14 protein-coding genes and 1 CRISPR repeat array are annotated in these 13,641 nt (G+C 74.2%); of the genes, 5 read left to right on the top strand and 9 right to left on the bottom strand.

Annotated features, from left to right (window positions below; translation table 11 throughout):
* Positions 1-12: 12 nt before the first annotated feature.
* The 3 genes from C5N14_RS19945 to C5N14_RS19935 all read right to left on the bottom strand — a co-directional run bounded on the left by C5N14_RS19945 (position 13) and on the right by C5N14_RS19935 (position 2,156).
* Positions 13-198, bottom strand: a complete 186-nt coding sequence (locus C5N14_RS19945) for a hypothetical protein (protein WP_207892797.1) — start codon at positions 196-198, stop codon at positions 13-15.
* 255 nt (positions 199-453) lie between these two features.
* A CRISPR array of direct repeats spans positions 454-970; the repeat unit is 28 nt; unit sequence GGATCACCCCCGCGTGCGCGGGGAGCAG.
* Between the two features lie 204 nt (positions 971-1,174).
* Positions 1,175-1,363 (bottom strand): DUF397 domain-containing protein, encoded by a 189-nt coding sequence (locus C5N14_RS19940; protein ID WP_117669638.1) that lies wholly within the window; start codon positions 1,361-1,363, stop codon positions 1,175-1,177.
* Positions 1,350-2,156, bottom strand: a complete 807-nt coding sequence (locus C5N14_RS19935; protein WP_117669637.1) for a helix-turn-helix transcriptional regulator — start codon at positions 2,154-2,156, stop codon at positions 1,350-1,352. The genes C5N14_RS19940 and C5N14_RS19935 overlap by 14 nt, the downstream gene beginning before the upstream one ends.
* A 555-nt stretch (positions 2,157-2,711) precedes the next feature.
* Between C5N14_RS19935 and C5N14_RS33290 the strand changes: the two genes are divergently transcribed.
* The 3 genes from C5N14_RS33290 to C5N14_RS19920 are packed head-to-tail and all read left to right on the top strand — an operon-like array spanning position 2,712 to position 5,050.
* Entirely contained in the window at positions 2,712-2,894 is a 183-nt protein-coding gene (locus tag C5N14_RS33290; protein ID WP_243639813.1) for a hypothetical protein, read from the top strand.
* On the top strand, positions 2,891-3,139 hold the full coding sequence (locus tag C5N14_RS19925) for a flavin reductase (RefSeq protein ID WP_117669636.1): 249 nt from the start codon (positions 2,891-2,893) through the stop codon (positions 3,137-3,139). Before C5N14_RS33290 ends, C5N14_RS19925 begins: the two co-directional genes overlap by 4 nt.
* Positions 3,140-3,181: 42 nt before the next feature.
* On the top strand, positions 3,182-5,050 hold the full coding sequence (locus C5N14_RS19920; RefSeq protein ID WP_117669635.1) for a PucR family transcriptional regulator: 1,869 nt from the start codon (positions 3,182-3,184) through the stop codon (positions 5,048-5,050).
* Between the two features lie 35 nt (positions 5,051-5,085).
* Here the strand turns inward: C5N14_RS19920 and C5N14_RS19915 are convergent, their stop codons facing one another.
* Positions 5,086-6,435 carry a hypothetical protein gene (locus tag C5N14_RS19915; RefSeq protein ID WP_117669634.1) on the bottom strand — a complete coding sequence of 450 codons (1,350 nt, stop codon included), beginning with the start codon at positions 6,433-6,435 and terminating at the stop codon, positions 5,086-5,088.
* Positions 6,436-6,522: 87 nt separating this feature from the next.
* Between C5N14_RS19915 and murD the strand changes: the two genes are divergently transcribed.
* Positions 6,523-7,872: a UDP-N-acetylmuramoyl-L-alanine--D-glutamate ligase gene (gene murD, locus C5N14_RS19910; RefSeq protein WP_117669633.1), complete on the top strand. Its 1,350-nt coding sequence runs from the start codon at positions 6,523-6,525 to the stop codon at positions 7,870-7,872.
* 17 nt (positions 7,873-7,889) lie between these two features.
* On the opposite strand, the gene C5N14_RS19905 is transcribed toward murD, so the two are convergent.
* The 4 genes from C5N14_RS19905 to C5N14_RS19890 form a co-directional block, all read right to left on the bottom strand.
* A complete protein-coding gene (locus C5N14_RS19905) occupies positions 7,890-8,840 on the bottom strand; it encodes an NAD(+)/NADH kinase (RefSeq protein WP_207892796.1) in 951 nt (316 codons plus the stop codon).
* Positions 8,841-9,002: 162 nt separating this feature from the next.
* Entirely contained in the window at positions 9,003-9,521 is a 519-nt protein-coding gene (locus C5N14_RS19900) for a DUF6114 domain-containing protein (RefSeq protein ID WP_243639812.1), read from the bottom strand.
* 1 nt (position 9,522) lies between these two features.
* Positions 9,523-10,152, bottom strand: a complete 630-nt coding sequence (locus C5N14_RS19895) for a DUF6230 family protein (protein ID WP_117669631.1) — start codon at positions 10,150-10,152, stop codon at positions 9,523-9,525.
* 229 nt (positions 10,153-10,381) lie between these two features.
* On the bottom strand, positions 10,382-11,164 hold the full coding sequence (locus tag C5N14_RS19890) for a TetR/AcrR family transcriptional regulator (RefSeq protein ID WP_117669630.1): 783 nt from the start codon (positions 11,162-11,164) through the stop codon (positions 10,382-10,384).
* Positions 11,165-11,646: 482 nt separating this feature from the next.
* On the opposite strand from C5N14_RS19890, the gene C5N14_RS19885 reads away from it, so the two are divergent.
* On the top strand, positions 11,647-12,324 hold the full coding sequence (locus C5N14_RS19885; protein WP_117669629.1) for a Tat pathway signal sequence domain protein: 678 nt from the start codon (positions 11,647-11,649) through the stop codon (positions 12,322-12,324).
* Positions 12,325-12,383: 59 nt separating this feature from the next.
* On the opposite strand, the gene C5N14_RS19880 is transcribed toward C5N14_RS19885, so the two are convergent.
* The gene (locus tag C5N14_RS19880) at positions 12,384-13,403 is read right to left on the bottom strand and encodes a hypothetical protein (protein ID WP_243639810.1); all 1,020 of its coding nucleotides are present in this window, start codon (positions 13,401-13,403) and stop codon (positions 12,384-12,386) included.
* Positions 13,404-13,641 lie beyond the last annotated feature (238 nt).

The raw sequence follows: 13,641 nt of genomic DNA, 5'->3' as shown, positions 1-13,641 counted from the left end.
GTTCCGCGTGGTTCACGCGGTCACCGGCGGCCTTTCTCGGCCGACCGCCACGCCGACGCCGGCCAGCCGTTTCGTGAACTCCCCGCCGGGCGGCGCGCACACCAGCACCTCCGCGCCGGCTGCCCGCAACCGCACCGCGAGGCCCGCCAGCGGTTCGACCCACCCGCGCGAGTCATACGTCGACAACAACACTCGCATTTCGCGGCTCCCATTTCCCCAGTTCCTGGCCTCGGCCAGCGATTCTGCGGCACGCCCCGGGTCTTGCCGCAAGCCCCCCGGTGCGCTATACGTTAGGAGTGGAAGGAGTGAGTGCTCTCCTTTCCGGCATCGTCGGCGGCCACGGCCAGGCTTTCAGCCACAGTGAGGAAGTCCGGTCGCGAGGCCGCCGCAAACACATCGGGTGCCGTCTTCGTTGCCATACCGAAATCTGCTGTGGCGACCATGGCCGTTCCAGCTTCTTCTTTCCCGACGCGGGGAGCAGCCGCCATCGCTCGGCGGCGTCATGCCTGCCTTGAGGATCACCCCCGCGTGCGCGGGGAGCAGGGACACTCCTTGCGTGAGGTGTCCCGGGTGTGCGGATCATCCCCGCGTGCGCGGGGAGCAGGCCCGCGCCCTGCGCGTACCCACCAGCGCGCTGGGATCACCCCCGCGTGCGCGGGGAGCAGCAGCGGTACCGCACCTCATGCCGATGCCCGGCCGGATCACCCCCGCGTGCGCGGGGAGCAGCGGTACAACGCGGGTGTCCTTGCGTGCCCGGTGGGATCACCCCCGCGTGCGCGGGGAGCAGTCGGCTCGCCATTGTCGGTCCACATGCGTGTCTGGATCACCCCCGCGTGCGCGGGGAGCAGACGAAGACGCCGACCAGGGACGCCAGGACGACCGGATCACCCCCGCGTGCGCGGGGAGCAGCCCCTTTCCTCTAGCCACTTTTCCGCGCACACCGGATCACCCCCGCGTGCGCGGGGAGCAGACTTGCTGACCTGGGGCTCTAAAGATCAACAGTCGGGTTTTCCTTCACTTTGCTGTGCAAGATCGTCTCCTGGGCGGCTACTCGCTTGACGGTTCGAGGGTCGTGCAGAGGGCAAGCGGGACTGGGGTCGTTGAACAGGATCCAGGCCGCCGTACGGAAAGACGACGAAGACCTTCGGCGCGAGGGTCTTCGGGTCGGTGTCGGTCAGGCGCGCTTGGCGAGGCCGAGGAACGCCGTCCAGGCGGCCGGGTCGAAGGTGAGCGCCGGGCCTGCCGGGTCCTTGCTGTCGCGGATGGCGACGACGCCGGGCAGGTTGTCGGCGACCTCGACGCATTCGCCGCCGCTCGACCCGCTGCGGGTGGACTTGCGCCACGTGGCGTCACTGAGGTTCATGGTGAGCCTGCACTTCCTTCATCAGGTCGATGGACTGCCGGCGGGGCAGCGCCTCGGTCCGGACATTCTCCCACCTCGCCAGGAGGGCAGCCACCCCGTCCTCGTCGTCGACCACGGCCCCGCCGAGCTGGTGCTCCAGGTGCCCGACCCACCCGCCGTCGGCGGAGCGGGCCAGCGCGAACGGGCCCGACGACCCGATGTGCAGGCCGGTGGTCCTGGGGACAAGGTGGATGTGGACGTGCGGCAGCTCGGCCAGCTCGATCAGCCGGCCGATCTGCTCCACCATGATCCCGCTCAGCCCCTCGGCCGTCCGGCTCAGCACCGACTCGTCCAGGACCACGACGAGCTGCGGCGGGTCCTCCCGGGTCAGGACGTCCTGCCGGGCCAGCCGCGCGGCCAACTTCCGCTCGACCTCGGCCTCGGAGAAGGTGTCGTTGAAGCGCAGCACGGCGCGGGCGTAGTTCTCCGTCTGGAACAGGCCGGGAATCAGAGCTGGGTTGAAGTACCGGAGCTGCCTGGCGGCGCGTTCGGCCTCCAGCCACGGCTTGAACCACGAGGGCTCCCGGTCCCGCTCGGCGATCCGGAGCAGCGCCACGAGCAGGTCGCCGGACTTGAGCGCCTCGTCCGCGCGGGCGAGGAACACCCGGTCGAGCGGGCGGGTGCCGGTCTCCACGGCGGACACCAGCGACGCCGAGTAGTGCACCAGTCGGCCGAACTCCTCCTGGCTCAGGCCGGCGTTCATCCGCAGCCGGCGAAGCTGGGTGCGAATCAGGTCGGTGGTCGCTTCCTCCACAGTTCCTCCACAAAGGTCACGTGAGATCCACTCGGGAATCCGGCTTGGCGCACCGCCGTCGACGTGTGGCCACGACCGGGCTGAATGCTTTCCGACGGTAGTCGCGTACTCACCAGACTGTCACGCAGGCGGACCCGCCCGTCGCCAGAGAGGGCTCGGGCGGGTCCTGCCCTCCGGGCCGCCCCGCTTCCGTGCGGCCCGTCCCTGCCGATGGAGGCCGACGTGTGTGTTCCCTGGTACCAGCGGGTGTTCGCGGTGCTGCCCGTCCTGCCCAGACGCGTGCCGGGCGCGCGCCACCGGGAGCTGATGCGCCCGCCGGAGCCGATGCGCCGGCCGCCGGAGTCGTCGCTCCCGCCGGAGTCGTCGCTCCCGCCGAGCCGGCCGATGGCGGCGCGGAAACCCGGGGCATGGCGGGGGTCTGACCCCGTAGTGGCGGGCGAACAGAGGCCGTCTCTCGTGACGACGACAGTCCAGGTCGCCGGCCACGCGGCGGGCTCGCCCGACTGGCGGTGCCGGGGATGCGCGGAGCCCTGGCCCTGCCTCGAGCTGCGGGCGATGCCGAACCTCGCGACGCGCGACCTGCTTCCGGTGGTCTCGACCCTGATCACCACCGCGATCCGCGACCTTCGCGGCCGGCCGGGCGGCCCCGACCCGATCGACGTGGTGCGGCGGTTCCTCTGGTGGCTGCCGCTGAGCCACGAGGAGGCCCGCGCCATCGCCCTGCGGATGAGCCGATGACGCACCGGATGATCCCGCACGTACCGATGCGCCCGCTCTGGCGGTGCCGCAACTGCGGCGCGGAGTGGCCCTGCCAGCCGGCCCGGCTCGGCCTGCTGGTGGAGTACCGGGGCGACCGCACCGGCCTGCTGATCTACCTGAGCGGGCTGATGGCCGAGGCCCGTGCCCAGCTCGTCCAGCTCAACCCCGAACGCGTCGTCAACCTGCACGAGCGCTGCCTCAACTGGGCGCGGGCCCGAGACTGAGCCGGCGCGGGCCGGTGCGGAATTGACGTCACGGACGGTAGCGTGTCGCCCGTGTTTCCTACCGTCCGTGAGGTCCTCGCGCTGGACCCGGTCCGCCATGGCGCGCCCCGCCTGGTCGCCGGGGAGGCCGGCCTGGACCGGCCGGTGCGCTGGGTGCACGTGGCCGAGGTGCCGGACATCGCCACCCTGCTGCGCGGCGGCGAGTTGGTGCTCACCACCGGCATCGGGCTGCCCGCCGACGACGTCGGCCTGCGCGCGTTCATCGGCGCGCTGGCCGACGTCGGGGTCTCCGGTCTGGTGGTCGAGCTGGGCCGCCGGTACGTCAGCGGCGTGCCCCGGGTGATGGCCGCCGCCGCCGAGCGGCGCGGTCTGCCGCTGGTGGAGCTGCGCCGGGCCACCCCGTTCGTCCGGGTGACCGAGGCCGTGCACGCGCTGATCGTCGACGCCCAGCTCACCGAGCTGCGGGCGACCGAGGAGATCCACCAGCGGTTCACCGAGCTGTCGGTCGAGGGCGCCGGCCCGGCGGAGGTGGTCCGGCAGGCCGCCGAGCTGTCCGGCTGCCCGGTGGTGCTGGAGAACCTGTCCCGCCAGGTGCTCGCGTACGACCCGGCGGGGGAGAGCGCCGAGCTGCTGCTGGACGGCTGGGAGCAGCACTCGCGGCGGATCAGCCCGGCCGGGCGCACCGCGTACGACCCGGACAGCGGCTGGCTGGTGACCACCGTCGGGGCCCGGGGGCAGGACTGGGGTCGGCTGCTGCTGCGCTGGCCCGGCGGCGGCGAGCTGGCCACCCCCACGCCGGTCCCCGACGGGGTGTCGGACCCGGACCCGGGGCACCCCGCCCCGCCGCCGGGCGCGCTGCCGACCCGGCTGACCATCCTCGTCGAGCGGGCCGCCTCCGCGCTCGCGCTGGGCCGGCTGATCCGGCGCGACGCCGAGGGGCTGGAGCGGCAGATCCACCGGACCCTGCTCACCGCCCTGCTGGACCACTCCCGCCCGGTCGACGAGGTGGCCCTGCGGGCCCGGGCGCTCGGGGTGGCGCTGGAACGCCGGCACCTGGTCGGCGTGGTGGTGCGGTACCGGGCCGACGAGCCGGCCGCCGAAGGGGGCGCGCCGGGCGAGCCCGGCCCGGTCGACCCGGAGGCCGGCCCGGCCCGGCTGCGGGACCTGTCCGAGGCGGTCGGGCAGGCCCTGCGCGAGGCGAAGCTGACCGGGCTGAGCAGCGCCGTCGACGACCAGGCCGTCGGCGTGCTGCTGGCCCTGCCCGACCCGGCGGCCGAGGAGCGGGCGCTGAACGCGTTCGCCGCCGCGCTGCGGCGCAACCGGGTGGACGCCGGCCCGCCCCGGCCGCCCGACTCCGCGCCGGCCCGCAGCGCCGCCGGTGGCGGGTCCGGCCGGTCGGGAGGTCCCCCCGCCCCGGCGTGGCCCGGCCCGACTCCGGCGGCCCGGACCGCGGCCGGCCCGGCTGCGGTGATCGTCGCCGCCGGGTCCGGGGTGGGCAGCCTGCGGGAGGCCCGTCGCTCGCTGGTCGAGGCGCGGCAGGTCGCCGACGCGGCCCGCCGGGACCGCCGGGACCTGCCGATCTACCGGCTGCCGCACGTCGGGCTGGCCGGTCTGCTGCACCTGCTGCGGGACGAGCCGCGGTTGCAGACGTTCGTGGAGCGTGAGCTGGGCGCCCTGCTGGCGTACGACGCCCGGCACCCCCGGGAGCAGTTGCTCGGCACCCTGCGGGCGTACCTGGAGCAGGGCCGGAACAAGTCGGCCGGGGCCGCCGCGGCGCACCTGTCCCGGCCCGCCTTCTACGAGCGGCTGGCCCGCATCGCCCGCGTCCTCGACGTCGACCTCGACTCCGTGGAGGCATGCCTCTCGCTGCACGTCGCCCTGCTCGCCCTGGACGCCGTCCGCACCCCCTGACCCGCCAGGGGCCGGGGCCCGGGGGTTGGGGTGGGTCAGGTTAGCGCGGTTAGGGACTTGGCGTAGGGCGGGGGGATGTGGTTGGGGCCGCCGGGAGTGAAGACGTCCGAGTTGGCCGCCGCCGACCAGGCGGTCTCCGGGACCGCGTCGACCAGGGCGCGGACCACCGGGGCGGCGCGCCACTGGTCCTGCTCGGCCAGCAGGCTGAGCGCCACCACCGACTCCTCGACCTCGCCGACGCACTCGAACGGCTTGTGCCCGTCCACGCCCAGCAGCTCCCGGTACCCGGGGATCTGGGCCTCGTCGGCCAGCAGGTCCCCGCCGAAGATGTGGATGATCCGCTCGCGCGGCATGAACGGCGCCATGGCCAGGAAGACGAACCGGCACTTCGGGCAGTCGCGGCACCACCGCTCGCTCGCGTCGCGCAGCTTGAACGCGGCGTTGCAGCTCGTCACCACGTCGTCGTACCGGTCGATCGCGGCGAACAGCCGGGCGATGTGCAGCTCGGACAGTGACCGCAGCAGCGAGAAGTACGGCTCGGTGAGCCCCGCGTGCTCGGCCAGCGCCGCCCGCAGCAGCGCCTCCGCCTCGACCCCCTTGGACCACTGGTGGTTGATCTCGTGCCCGTTCCAGACCAGGTTCGGGTCGGACGCGGACCGCTCGTTGGACATCACCACCGGGCCGAGGCCGTTGAGCACCGCCGTGGCGACCGCGATCAGCGAGTTGATCGCGGTGACCGGGATGTGGCCGTTGCGTGCGCCGGCCGCGTTGAGGTCGAACAGCACCGGGTCGAGCCGCCGCCGGGCGGCCAGGGGGGCCAGCCCGGACGCCTCGTTGACCGAGACGATGACGTGGTTCGGGTTCACCGAGAACGGCACCGGGTCGAGGCCGGCCCGGCGCAGCGCCTCCAGGCTGACGATGGAGTCCTTGCCGCCGCCGACGGCTGACAGCGGGCGCAGGTCGGAGTTGTCGTACTCGCGGGCGGGTGACACCGAGCCCGGCGGGACCTCCGGGGCCAGCTCCAGCACGTGCGGGAGCTGGTTGCGGTACGCGTACTCGGCGAGGCCCTTGGTGTAGACGGCGGTGACCAGCTCGGCGGCGGCCGGGCCGAGCGGCGCCGGCAGCACCAGCCGGGGCGGCGCGGCGGCCTTGTAGTAGCTGACCCCGGCGACGACGTGCAGCAGCTCCAGGACGCGCCCCAGGGTGGCCACCGTCTCGTCCGAGGGCGGTTCGGCCGGCAGCGGCAGGGTGATCACTTCGGTGAACCGCTGCTCGCCGCGCGGACCGGTCAGAGCGTAGTCGAACAACGCCTCGCCGGTGGCGAGGTCGATCGAGTAGGACGGGAAGGTGAAGGCGTCCATCCGCCGGAGCTGCTCGTTGGGCACACGCCATACTAGGCCCTGGTTCGTCCGGCCGTGTCCGGCTGCGCCGGACCGGGCCGCCGACCGACCCCCAGCCCGAGGAGAACACCTGTGCGACTGTCTGACCTGCGCGGACGTACCGTCGCCGTCTGGGGGACCGGTCGGGAGGGCCGGGCGGCGGTGACCGCGATCGCCGCGCACGGCCCGGCCGGCCTGGTCGCCGTGGACGACAGCGCCAACTTCCTCGCCCTGCCGTGGGACGGCCCGCTGGCCGAGGCGGCCCCGCTGGTCACCGGCGAGGAGGGCTTCGCCCGGCTGGCCGCCGCCGACGTGGTGGTCCGCTCGCCCGGGGTGCCGAACACCCACCCGTGGATGGTCGAGCTGCGCCGCCGGGGGGCCACCGTCACCCAGGGCAGCGCACTGTGGATGGCCGACCACGCCCGGCGCACCGTCGGGGTGACCGGCAGCAAGGGCAAGTCCACCACGTCCAGCCTGATCAGCCACCTGCTCACCGCGGTCGACCGGCCGAACGTCTTCGGCGGCAACATCGGGGTGCCGCTGCTCGACCTGCCCGAGGCCGACCGGTACGTGCTGGAGCTGTCCAGCTACCAGTGCACCGACCTGACCGACTCGCCCCGGGTGGCGGTGGTCACCGCGCTCTTCCCCGAGCACCTGGACGCGCACGGCGGCGAGCGGGAGTACTACCGGGACAAGCTCAACCTGCTGGCGCACGGCCCGGAGACCGTGGTGGTCAACGGCGCCGACCCGCGGCTCCTCGCCGAGCTGGGCGACCGGCCGGCCGTGCGGGCGGGCTCCCCGGACACCACCCAGGTGGCCCCCGGCCCGGACGGCGCGCCCTGGTTCCACCTCGCCGACCGGCCGCTGTTCCCGCGCGCCGTGCTGCCCCTGGTGGGCCGGCACAACGAGGGCAACCTGTGCGTCGCCCTGGCCGTGCTCGACGCCCTCGGCGTGGACGTGGTGGCCCGCAAGGACACCCTCGCGGTGGCGGTCGCCGGGTTCCAGGGGCTGGCCCACCGGCTCACCGAGATCGCCGACCCGTCCGGGTTGACCTTCGTCGACGACACCCTGGCCACCAGCCCGTACGCGGCGATGCACGCGATCGACGCGTACGAGGGGCGGCCGTTGACGGTGATCGTCGGGGGCACCGACCGGGGGCTGGACTACACGCCGCTGCGCGATCACCTGGCCGAGCGGGAGCTGACCGTGCTCGGCATCCCGGACAGCGGGGAGCGGATCGTGGGCGCCCTCGCCGGGCTGCCGCAGGTGCGTACCGAGGTGGTCGAGGACCTGGTCGCCGCCGTGCGCCGGGCCCGGGAGCTGACCCCGGCCGACGGGGTGGTGCTGCTCTCCCCGGCCGCGCCCAGCTACGGGCGGTTCCGCAACTTCGAGCACCGCTCCGAGGTCTTCGCCGAGGCGGTCCGGGACACCGCCGCCGGGTAGTCCACCCCCGCCGCCGGTTAGCTCAGGAGAGTTCCCTCGCGCCGTAGCTGCCTGGCCCGCTCGCGCAGGTGCTCGGGCACGAGTTCGAGCAGTTGGTCCGGGCGCAGTGGAAGGTCGAGGAGGCTGAGCTTGACGCGGTTGCGCTGGCCGAGGGCGGCGGGGTCGAACCGGACCACGTTGACGACGTCCGGCCGCAGCCGCAGGGTCACGTGGCCCCGGGGCTCGACCCGGCGGACGGCCGCGCCGTCGAGGGACATCCGCAGGGCCGCCCGCTCGGAGGGGTTGCGGAGCGTGACGACGTCCTCGCCGCCGAGGACGATGGTGCGGCTGATGCCCGACATGGGCGCGACCGGGGTCAGCCCGATCGCGGGGGTCGACGGGGAGATGATCGGGCCCCCGGCGGCGTAGTTGTAGGCGGTCGAACCGGTGGGTGTGCACGCGACCACCGCGTCGCAGCGGTAGTAGCCGTGGCGGACGTCGTTGATCTCCAAGTCCAGGTTCGCCGTCGTCCCCGGGTGTTCGCCGGCGAGCACGATGTCGTTGAACGCGGTCGTCGGTCCCGCGTCGCCCTCGACCTCCAGGCAGCAGTGTGGTTCGAGGCTGAACCGGCCGTTGACCATCTCGTCGAGTGCCGCGGGCAGTTGCGCCGGGGAGACCTCGATGAGGAACCCGAGGTTGCCGTGGTTGACGCCGAGCACGGGGGTCTGCCGCCCCGCCATCAGGCGCATGGCGCCGAGCATGGTGCCGTCCCCGCCGAGGCTGATCACGGCGTCGACGCGTTCGACGAACTCGTGGTCGTCCATGGCCAGCACGCCGTCGCCCAGCCGGGCGGCGTCGCTCGGGCGGGCCACGACGGGTGAGCCGTGACGCGCGGCGGCCCGCGTCACCGTGGCGACCGACTCGCTGACGTCGTTGCGCGGATGAGCCACCAGGCCCAGTACGTACGGCTCCCGTCCTGGTGTGGGCACGTCGGTCATGCTTCTCCCGTCCCGGCGGGGCCGGTCTGTTCCGCAGGGCCACCCCGATCAGGGCACAGGTTACGCACCGGACGGCGCGGGGGTCGGCGTCCCCGGGAAAGCCGTCCCGGCCGGCCCGCTCGCCGGTGTTCTGCCGGCCGCCCGGCGGCGCGACTACGTCTGGTCGACCTCCCGCCGGTGCCGCCCGTCGGCCACGGGGGCGGGCAGCGGCGTGGTGGGGTGGGTCGCCGGGGCGGTGCCGGGGCGGGGCTTCCTGACCGGGGTCCAGGCGAACGCCAGGCAGCCGCCCACCAGCGCGAGCAGCATCCCGACGAAGAACCCGCCCAGGTTGGAGGTCAGCCAGGAGACCAGGGCGAGCACCAGGGAGACCAGCGCGTAGAAGACCCGCTGGGGCGGGTGGGCCACCAGCAGCACGCCGCACAGCAGCAGGATGACCGGCCCGAGGTAGCCGGCCAGCCCCTGGGGCCCGATGTGCAGGATCACCGGCAGCGGGGCGCGCAGGGTCACCAGGATCTCGGCGCCGCCGAGGGCGACCAGCAGCCCGCCCCAGAAGGGGCGGCTGCGCCGCCAGGCCCGCCACCGCCGCCGCGTCGCCCCCGGCCCCGCGCCGGTCAGCCGCGCCGGTGGCCCCGTCGCCCGGCCGGCGTGTGCCGGGGCGTCCCCGTCGGCCATCTCAGCACCCTTCGGAGGTGAACCGCATCCGCAGGTTCGGCAGGGTGAAGACCGCCGCCGTGGTGGCGTAGTTGTTCTGCCGCAGGTCGGTGATGGTCACCGTGTCGGCCTGCTGGCCGAAGACTCCCGGGTTGCCCCGCACCCCGGGCACCTGGTCCAGCGTGCTGGCGTCCTGGCCGATGTCGATCTTTTTGAACGAGGCGTTGCCGGAGAGCTCGTCCGAGTCCACGACCAGGGTGCGGGCGCTGACCGGCTTGCCGTCGTTGCCGGCGGTGAGCTTCATGTACATGCCGCCGAGGTTGATGCTCTGGCACAGGTTGGTGAGTTCGGCCCTGTCGACCGCTGAGACGATCACGACGATCTGGCCGCCCGTGTCGCCCTCGTTGGGGCTGTCCTCGATCATCTGGTCGAGGGTGGCGAACTGCTCGAACCCGGTCCCGCTCAGCTTGTCGGCCGTGACCACGAAGGGCATTCCGGAGATCGCGAACTGCGCGCCGAGCACCCCCTGGGCGGTCAGCACCACCATGCCGGCGGCACCGGCGCCGACGACGGCCAGGCTGGCCGCGAACCGCCGCCAGCGCACGCCGCCCTGGGGCGGGACCGGCTCGATGGGTACGGTGTCGTCCGACATGACGGCTCCTCTTCGAGATCGATTCGTCCGCGACAATGCGAAGAACGCACCGCGGATCATGGGGATGATCTGAATTGGCTGCGCGTTGTGCTGTTCGGGTCGCTGCACCGCGAAGTTACCGCCGGGTAAAGGGGCGGTCAAGATTGACGACCGGGGGAATCGGTCGATCTGCGAAATGCGGCCAATAGTGAGAAACCGCAGCGGTTTCTGATCGTGGTCGGCGGATCGGTCAGGCGTCCCGGCGGGGCGGGCGGACCGGGTCGGCGGCGCAGGGGGCGGTGACGCCGGGGCTGGCGTCCGCGCCGGCGGTCCGGGCGGCCCGCCCGCCGGCGGCCGGGCCGAGGAACGGCGCGGTCATGGCGTACGTCAGCGCCGGCAGGAGCTGGGGCAGTTCCGCTGTGCGCCCCTGGGCGACCCGCTGTCGGACGGTGGTGTGGATGCCGCCGACCACGGCGGTGACCAGCAGTTCGTCGTCCTTTTCGGTCAGCGGCGAGCGGGGGCGGGGTGGGCGGAAGAACCGGTGGAACTCCGCCAGCAGCAGGTCCCGCTCGCCCCGGGCGGCCGGGCCGGCGGCGTCGATCTCCACCAGCGCCATCCGGGCGAACGCGGGCACGCTGGCCAGCACCTCCAGCAGGGTCCGCAGGGTGGCCCGGGCGGCGCCCGCCCAGTCCGGCCCGGCGGCGGCGTAGGCGTCGTCCATCAGGCGCAGCAGGACGGCGGTGCCGTGCCGGTAGGTGGCCAGGAAGGCGTCCTCCTTGCCGGCGAAGAGGGCGTAGAAGGCGGGGCGGGTCACCCCGGCCGCGTGGCAGATGTCGGTGACCCGGGCGTTGTCGTAGCCCCTGGCCGCCACCTCGTGGACGAGCCCGTCGAACAGTCGGTCGCGCTGGGTCGCCGCCACCACCTCGGCGGACAGGCGGCGCGGGCCGCGTTTGATCGCCCGTTCGGGGTCGCGGCCGGGGCGGGCGCCGGGCAGGGGGGTCGCCCCGGCTGCCGGGTGGGGTGCCAGCGACATTGACATCGACCTCTCTGGCTCGACGATTGACTTTGCGACCCTCCGGGGTTTACAACTTCACCACGTTGAGTTCCGGTCGTGTCACTCATGGTCATCTCTTGCCGGATGGTCGCACCGAGCAGCGCCGAGGGAGGGCTCGATGTTCGCCATTATCGCTGACCGCACCCGCGCCCCCAAGGCCGGAAGGGTGCAGGTGACGCGGCTGCGCCGCAGTGCACCAGCCCGCACCGCCCGCTGACCGGTCGGAAGGCTCCAGGCCCGGTGGTGCACCGGTCGCCCAGCCACCGATCCGCGCACGTCGCGCCGCCCCGGCGGCGCCCATCCCGTCGTCGCGACCGTCCCCGGCGACGGGTCCACCGGCGGCGAGGCGTCCCCCCGCGGCCGTCCCCGGGCGGCCGTCCGGTCGGGCCCGGTCCAACGCCGGGCACGGTCGACCCCGGCCGGCCGCCACCGTCGCACCACCACCGTCGAAAGGACCCATCATGCCCAGGTACGGACGCGCCGCCATCGGCCTCGCCGCCGTCGCGCTGCTCGGCTCCCTCGTCGCGGCGGCCCCCGCTGCTGCCGCCGCCCCGCCCGCCCCCCTCGCCAACACGGTGCTCACCACCGGCAGCGCGGCCGGCACCGCCGTCGCGGTCGGGGACGTCCTCCAGGCCAGCCTGAAGGCCACCACCACCGCCAACTTCTACTCGTCCGCCACCGGCACCACCGGCGTGAAGTGCGCCGCGTCCAGCTTCAGCGCCAAGGTGCTGACCAACCCGGCCGCGCCGGGGACCGCCACCGAGAGCCTCACCGCGCAGAGCTTCACCAGTTGCACCACCAACGTGGCCGGCACGCTCGGGGTGAACAGCGTGGTCGTCGACAACCTGCCGTACTCCGTCTCCGTCACCAGCGCCGGCGCGGTCACCCTCACCGGGTCGATCCAGAGCACCGTCTCGCTGCGCACCCTGCTCGGCAACATCACCTGCGTCTATAAGGCCAACGGCAACACCGTGAAGGGGACGGCGTCCAACGCCACCACCTCGATCGCCTTCGTCAACCAGCCCTTCACCAAGTCCGCCGGGCCGGGCACCTGCTTCGGGACCGCGTACTTCAGCGCGACGTACTCCCCGGTCCGGGACACCACCCAGGCGGGCAGCCCGGTCGTCTACGTGAACTGACCGCGCGCCCGGTCCGGGTCGGCGTCCGACACCCCCGTCGGGCGCCGGCCCGCGCCGCCTCAGCCGCCGGCGAGACTCGCGTGCAGGGCGCGCATCGACCGGATCGCCGAGCGGATCTCCTGGAGGTGGCGGCCCGGGGTGAGCGCCGGCTCGGGCAGCCGGGCCAGGTCGGGCACGTCCGGGTCGACGCCGACGGTCTCGATCGCGCACCCGTACGGCACGGTGAGGGTGCGCAGCGCGTCGCAGTGCTGGAACGGCACGTAGATCGGCGCGGTGACCACCAGCACCGGATCGCCCGGCGAGAGCCGCACGTGCTCGGCCCAGAACCGCTGGGTGTCGGCCGTGTGCGCCCGCCGCCGGTCCGGCTCGCTGGACGGGGCGGCGAGCACCCGCACCGGGGGCAGCCCCGCCGGCCGGTAGGTCCGCGAGGACCAGGAGTGGTCCGGGTGCCCGGCGTCCACCCCCTCGGACGCGGCCGGCCCGGCCACCCGGAACGCCAGCCGGACCGCCGCGTCCAGGGCGTCCACCTCGGTGCCGCCGCCCGCCACGCCCGCCTCGGCCAGCGCCCGCAGTTCGGCCCCGGACAGCGGACGGAAGCTGCCCAGCACGGCCACCTCGCCGGCCACCCGGGTGCCGTGGCGCAACAAGTGCGCGGCGTACCCGACCCGGCGCAGGCAGGCGTGCGCCAGCCCGCCGAGGACGACCAGGTGGGCGTACCCGGGGCGGGCCGGCGGGACCGGGCGGACCAGGCCGAGGGCGGACGCCGCGGCGAGCACCAGCGCGGCGGTGCGCGGGTCGAGGGCCGGCTCCCGGGCCTCGGGGCGTTCCCGGCCGCCCCGGAAGTCCCAGTGCCGGGCGGAGAAGTCGTCCAGCCAGGCCAGCACCGCCGCCAGGTCCCCGGCCGGCCAGTCCCCGCCGAAGCGCGCCACCAACTCCCGCAGCGGCGGCGAGGTCACCCAGGACCGCACGCCGTCGACGATCTCCCGCGGGCTCGTGCCCGCCCCGCCGCCGGGCAGCGCCACGTGGGCGTCGACGGGCCGCGGGCGCGGCGCCGACGGGTCGTCCGGGATGATCGGCACCCGCCGGATCGTACCGGCACCCGGCCGCCCGCCCGGGCGACCCGATTCCGTCGGCGTGCCGCCCGGCCACCCGCTGCGGAAAGAGTCGCATCGGTCGGCTCTGACCACCGGAAACGCAGCTCCGATGCCCGCAGGCCGCCGGAAATCGTGGTGTGTGGTTGACGTGGTGTCAGGCGGCGGTCGGCGCTGCGCTACACAGTGGCAGTTGTCCCCGCGCCGTCCGGATGGGAGCGTGCGG

It is taken from the genome of Micromonospora sp. MW-13 (assembly GCF_003434305.1).
Classification (GTDB): Bacteria; Actinomycetota; Actinomycetes; order Mycobacteriales; family Micromonosporaceae; genus Micromonospora.
This window is presented reverse-complemented; position numbering and strand designations above follow the sequence as displayed.

What these genes read in the sequence shown, in the direction of transcription:
- C5N14_RS19895 (WP_117669631.1), bottom strand. Translation starts at nt 10,152, where the DNA reads ATGTCGGACGACACCGTACCCATCGAGCCGGTCCCGCCCCAGGGCGGC.
- C5N14_RS19925 (WP_117669636.1), top strand. Translation starts at nt 2,891, where the DNA reads ATGACGCACCGGATGATCCCGCACGTACCGATGCGCCCGCTCTGGCGG.
- C5N14_RS19940 (WP_117669638.1), bottom strand. Translation starts at nt 1,363, where the DNA reads ATGAACCTCAGTGACGCCACGTGGCGCAAGTCCACCCGCAGCGGGTCG.
- C5N14_RS33290 (WP_243639813.1), top strand. Translation starts at nt 2,712, where the DNA reads ATGCCGAACCTCGCGACGCGCGACCTGCTTCCGGTGGTCTCGACCCTG.
- C5N14_RS19900 (WP_243639812.1), bottom strand. Translation starts at nt 9,521, where the DNA reads ATGGCCGACGGGGACGCCCCGGCACACGCCGGCCGGGCGACGGGGCCA.
- C5N14_RS19890 (WP_117669630.1), bottom strand. Translation starts at nt 11,164, where the DNA reads ATGTCGCTGGCACCCCACCCGGCAGCCGGGGCGACCCCCCTGCCCGGC.
- C5N14_RS19945 (WP_207892797.1), bottom strand. Translation starts at nt 198, where the DNA reads ATGCGAGTGTTGTTGTCGACGTATGACTCGCGCGGGTGGGTCGAACCG.
- C5N14_RS19885 (WP_117669629.1), top strand. Translation starts at nt 11,647, where the DNA reads ATGCCCAGGTACGGACGCGCCGCCATCGGCCTCGCCGCCGTCGCGCTG.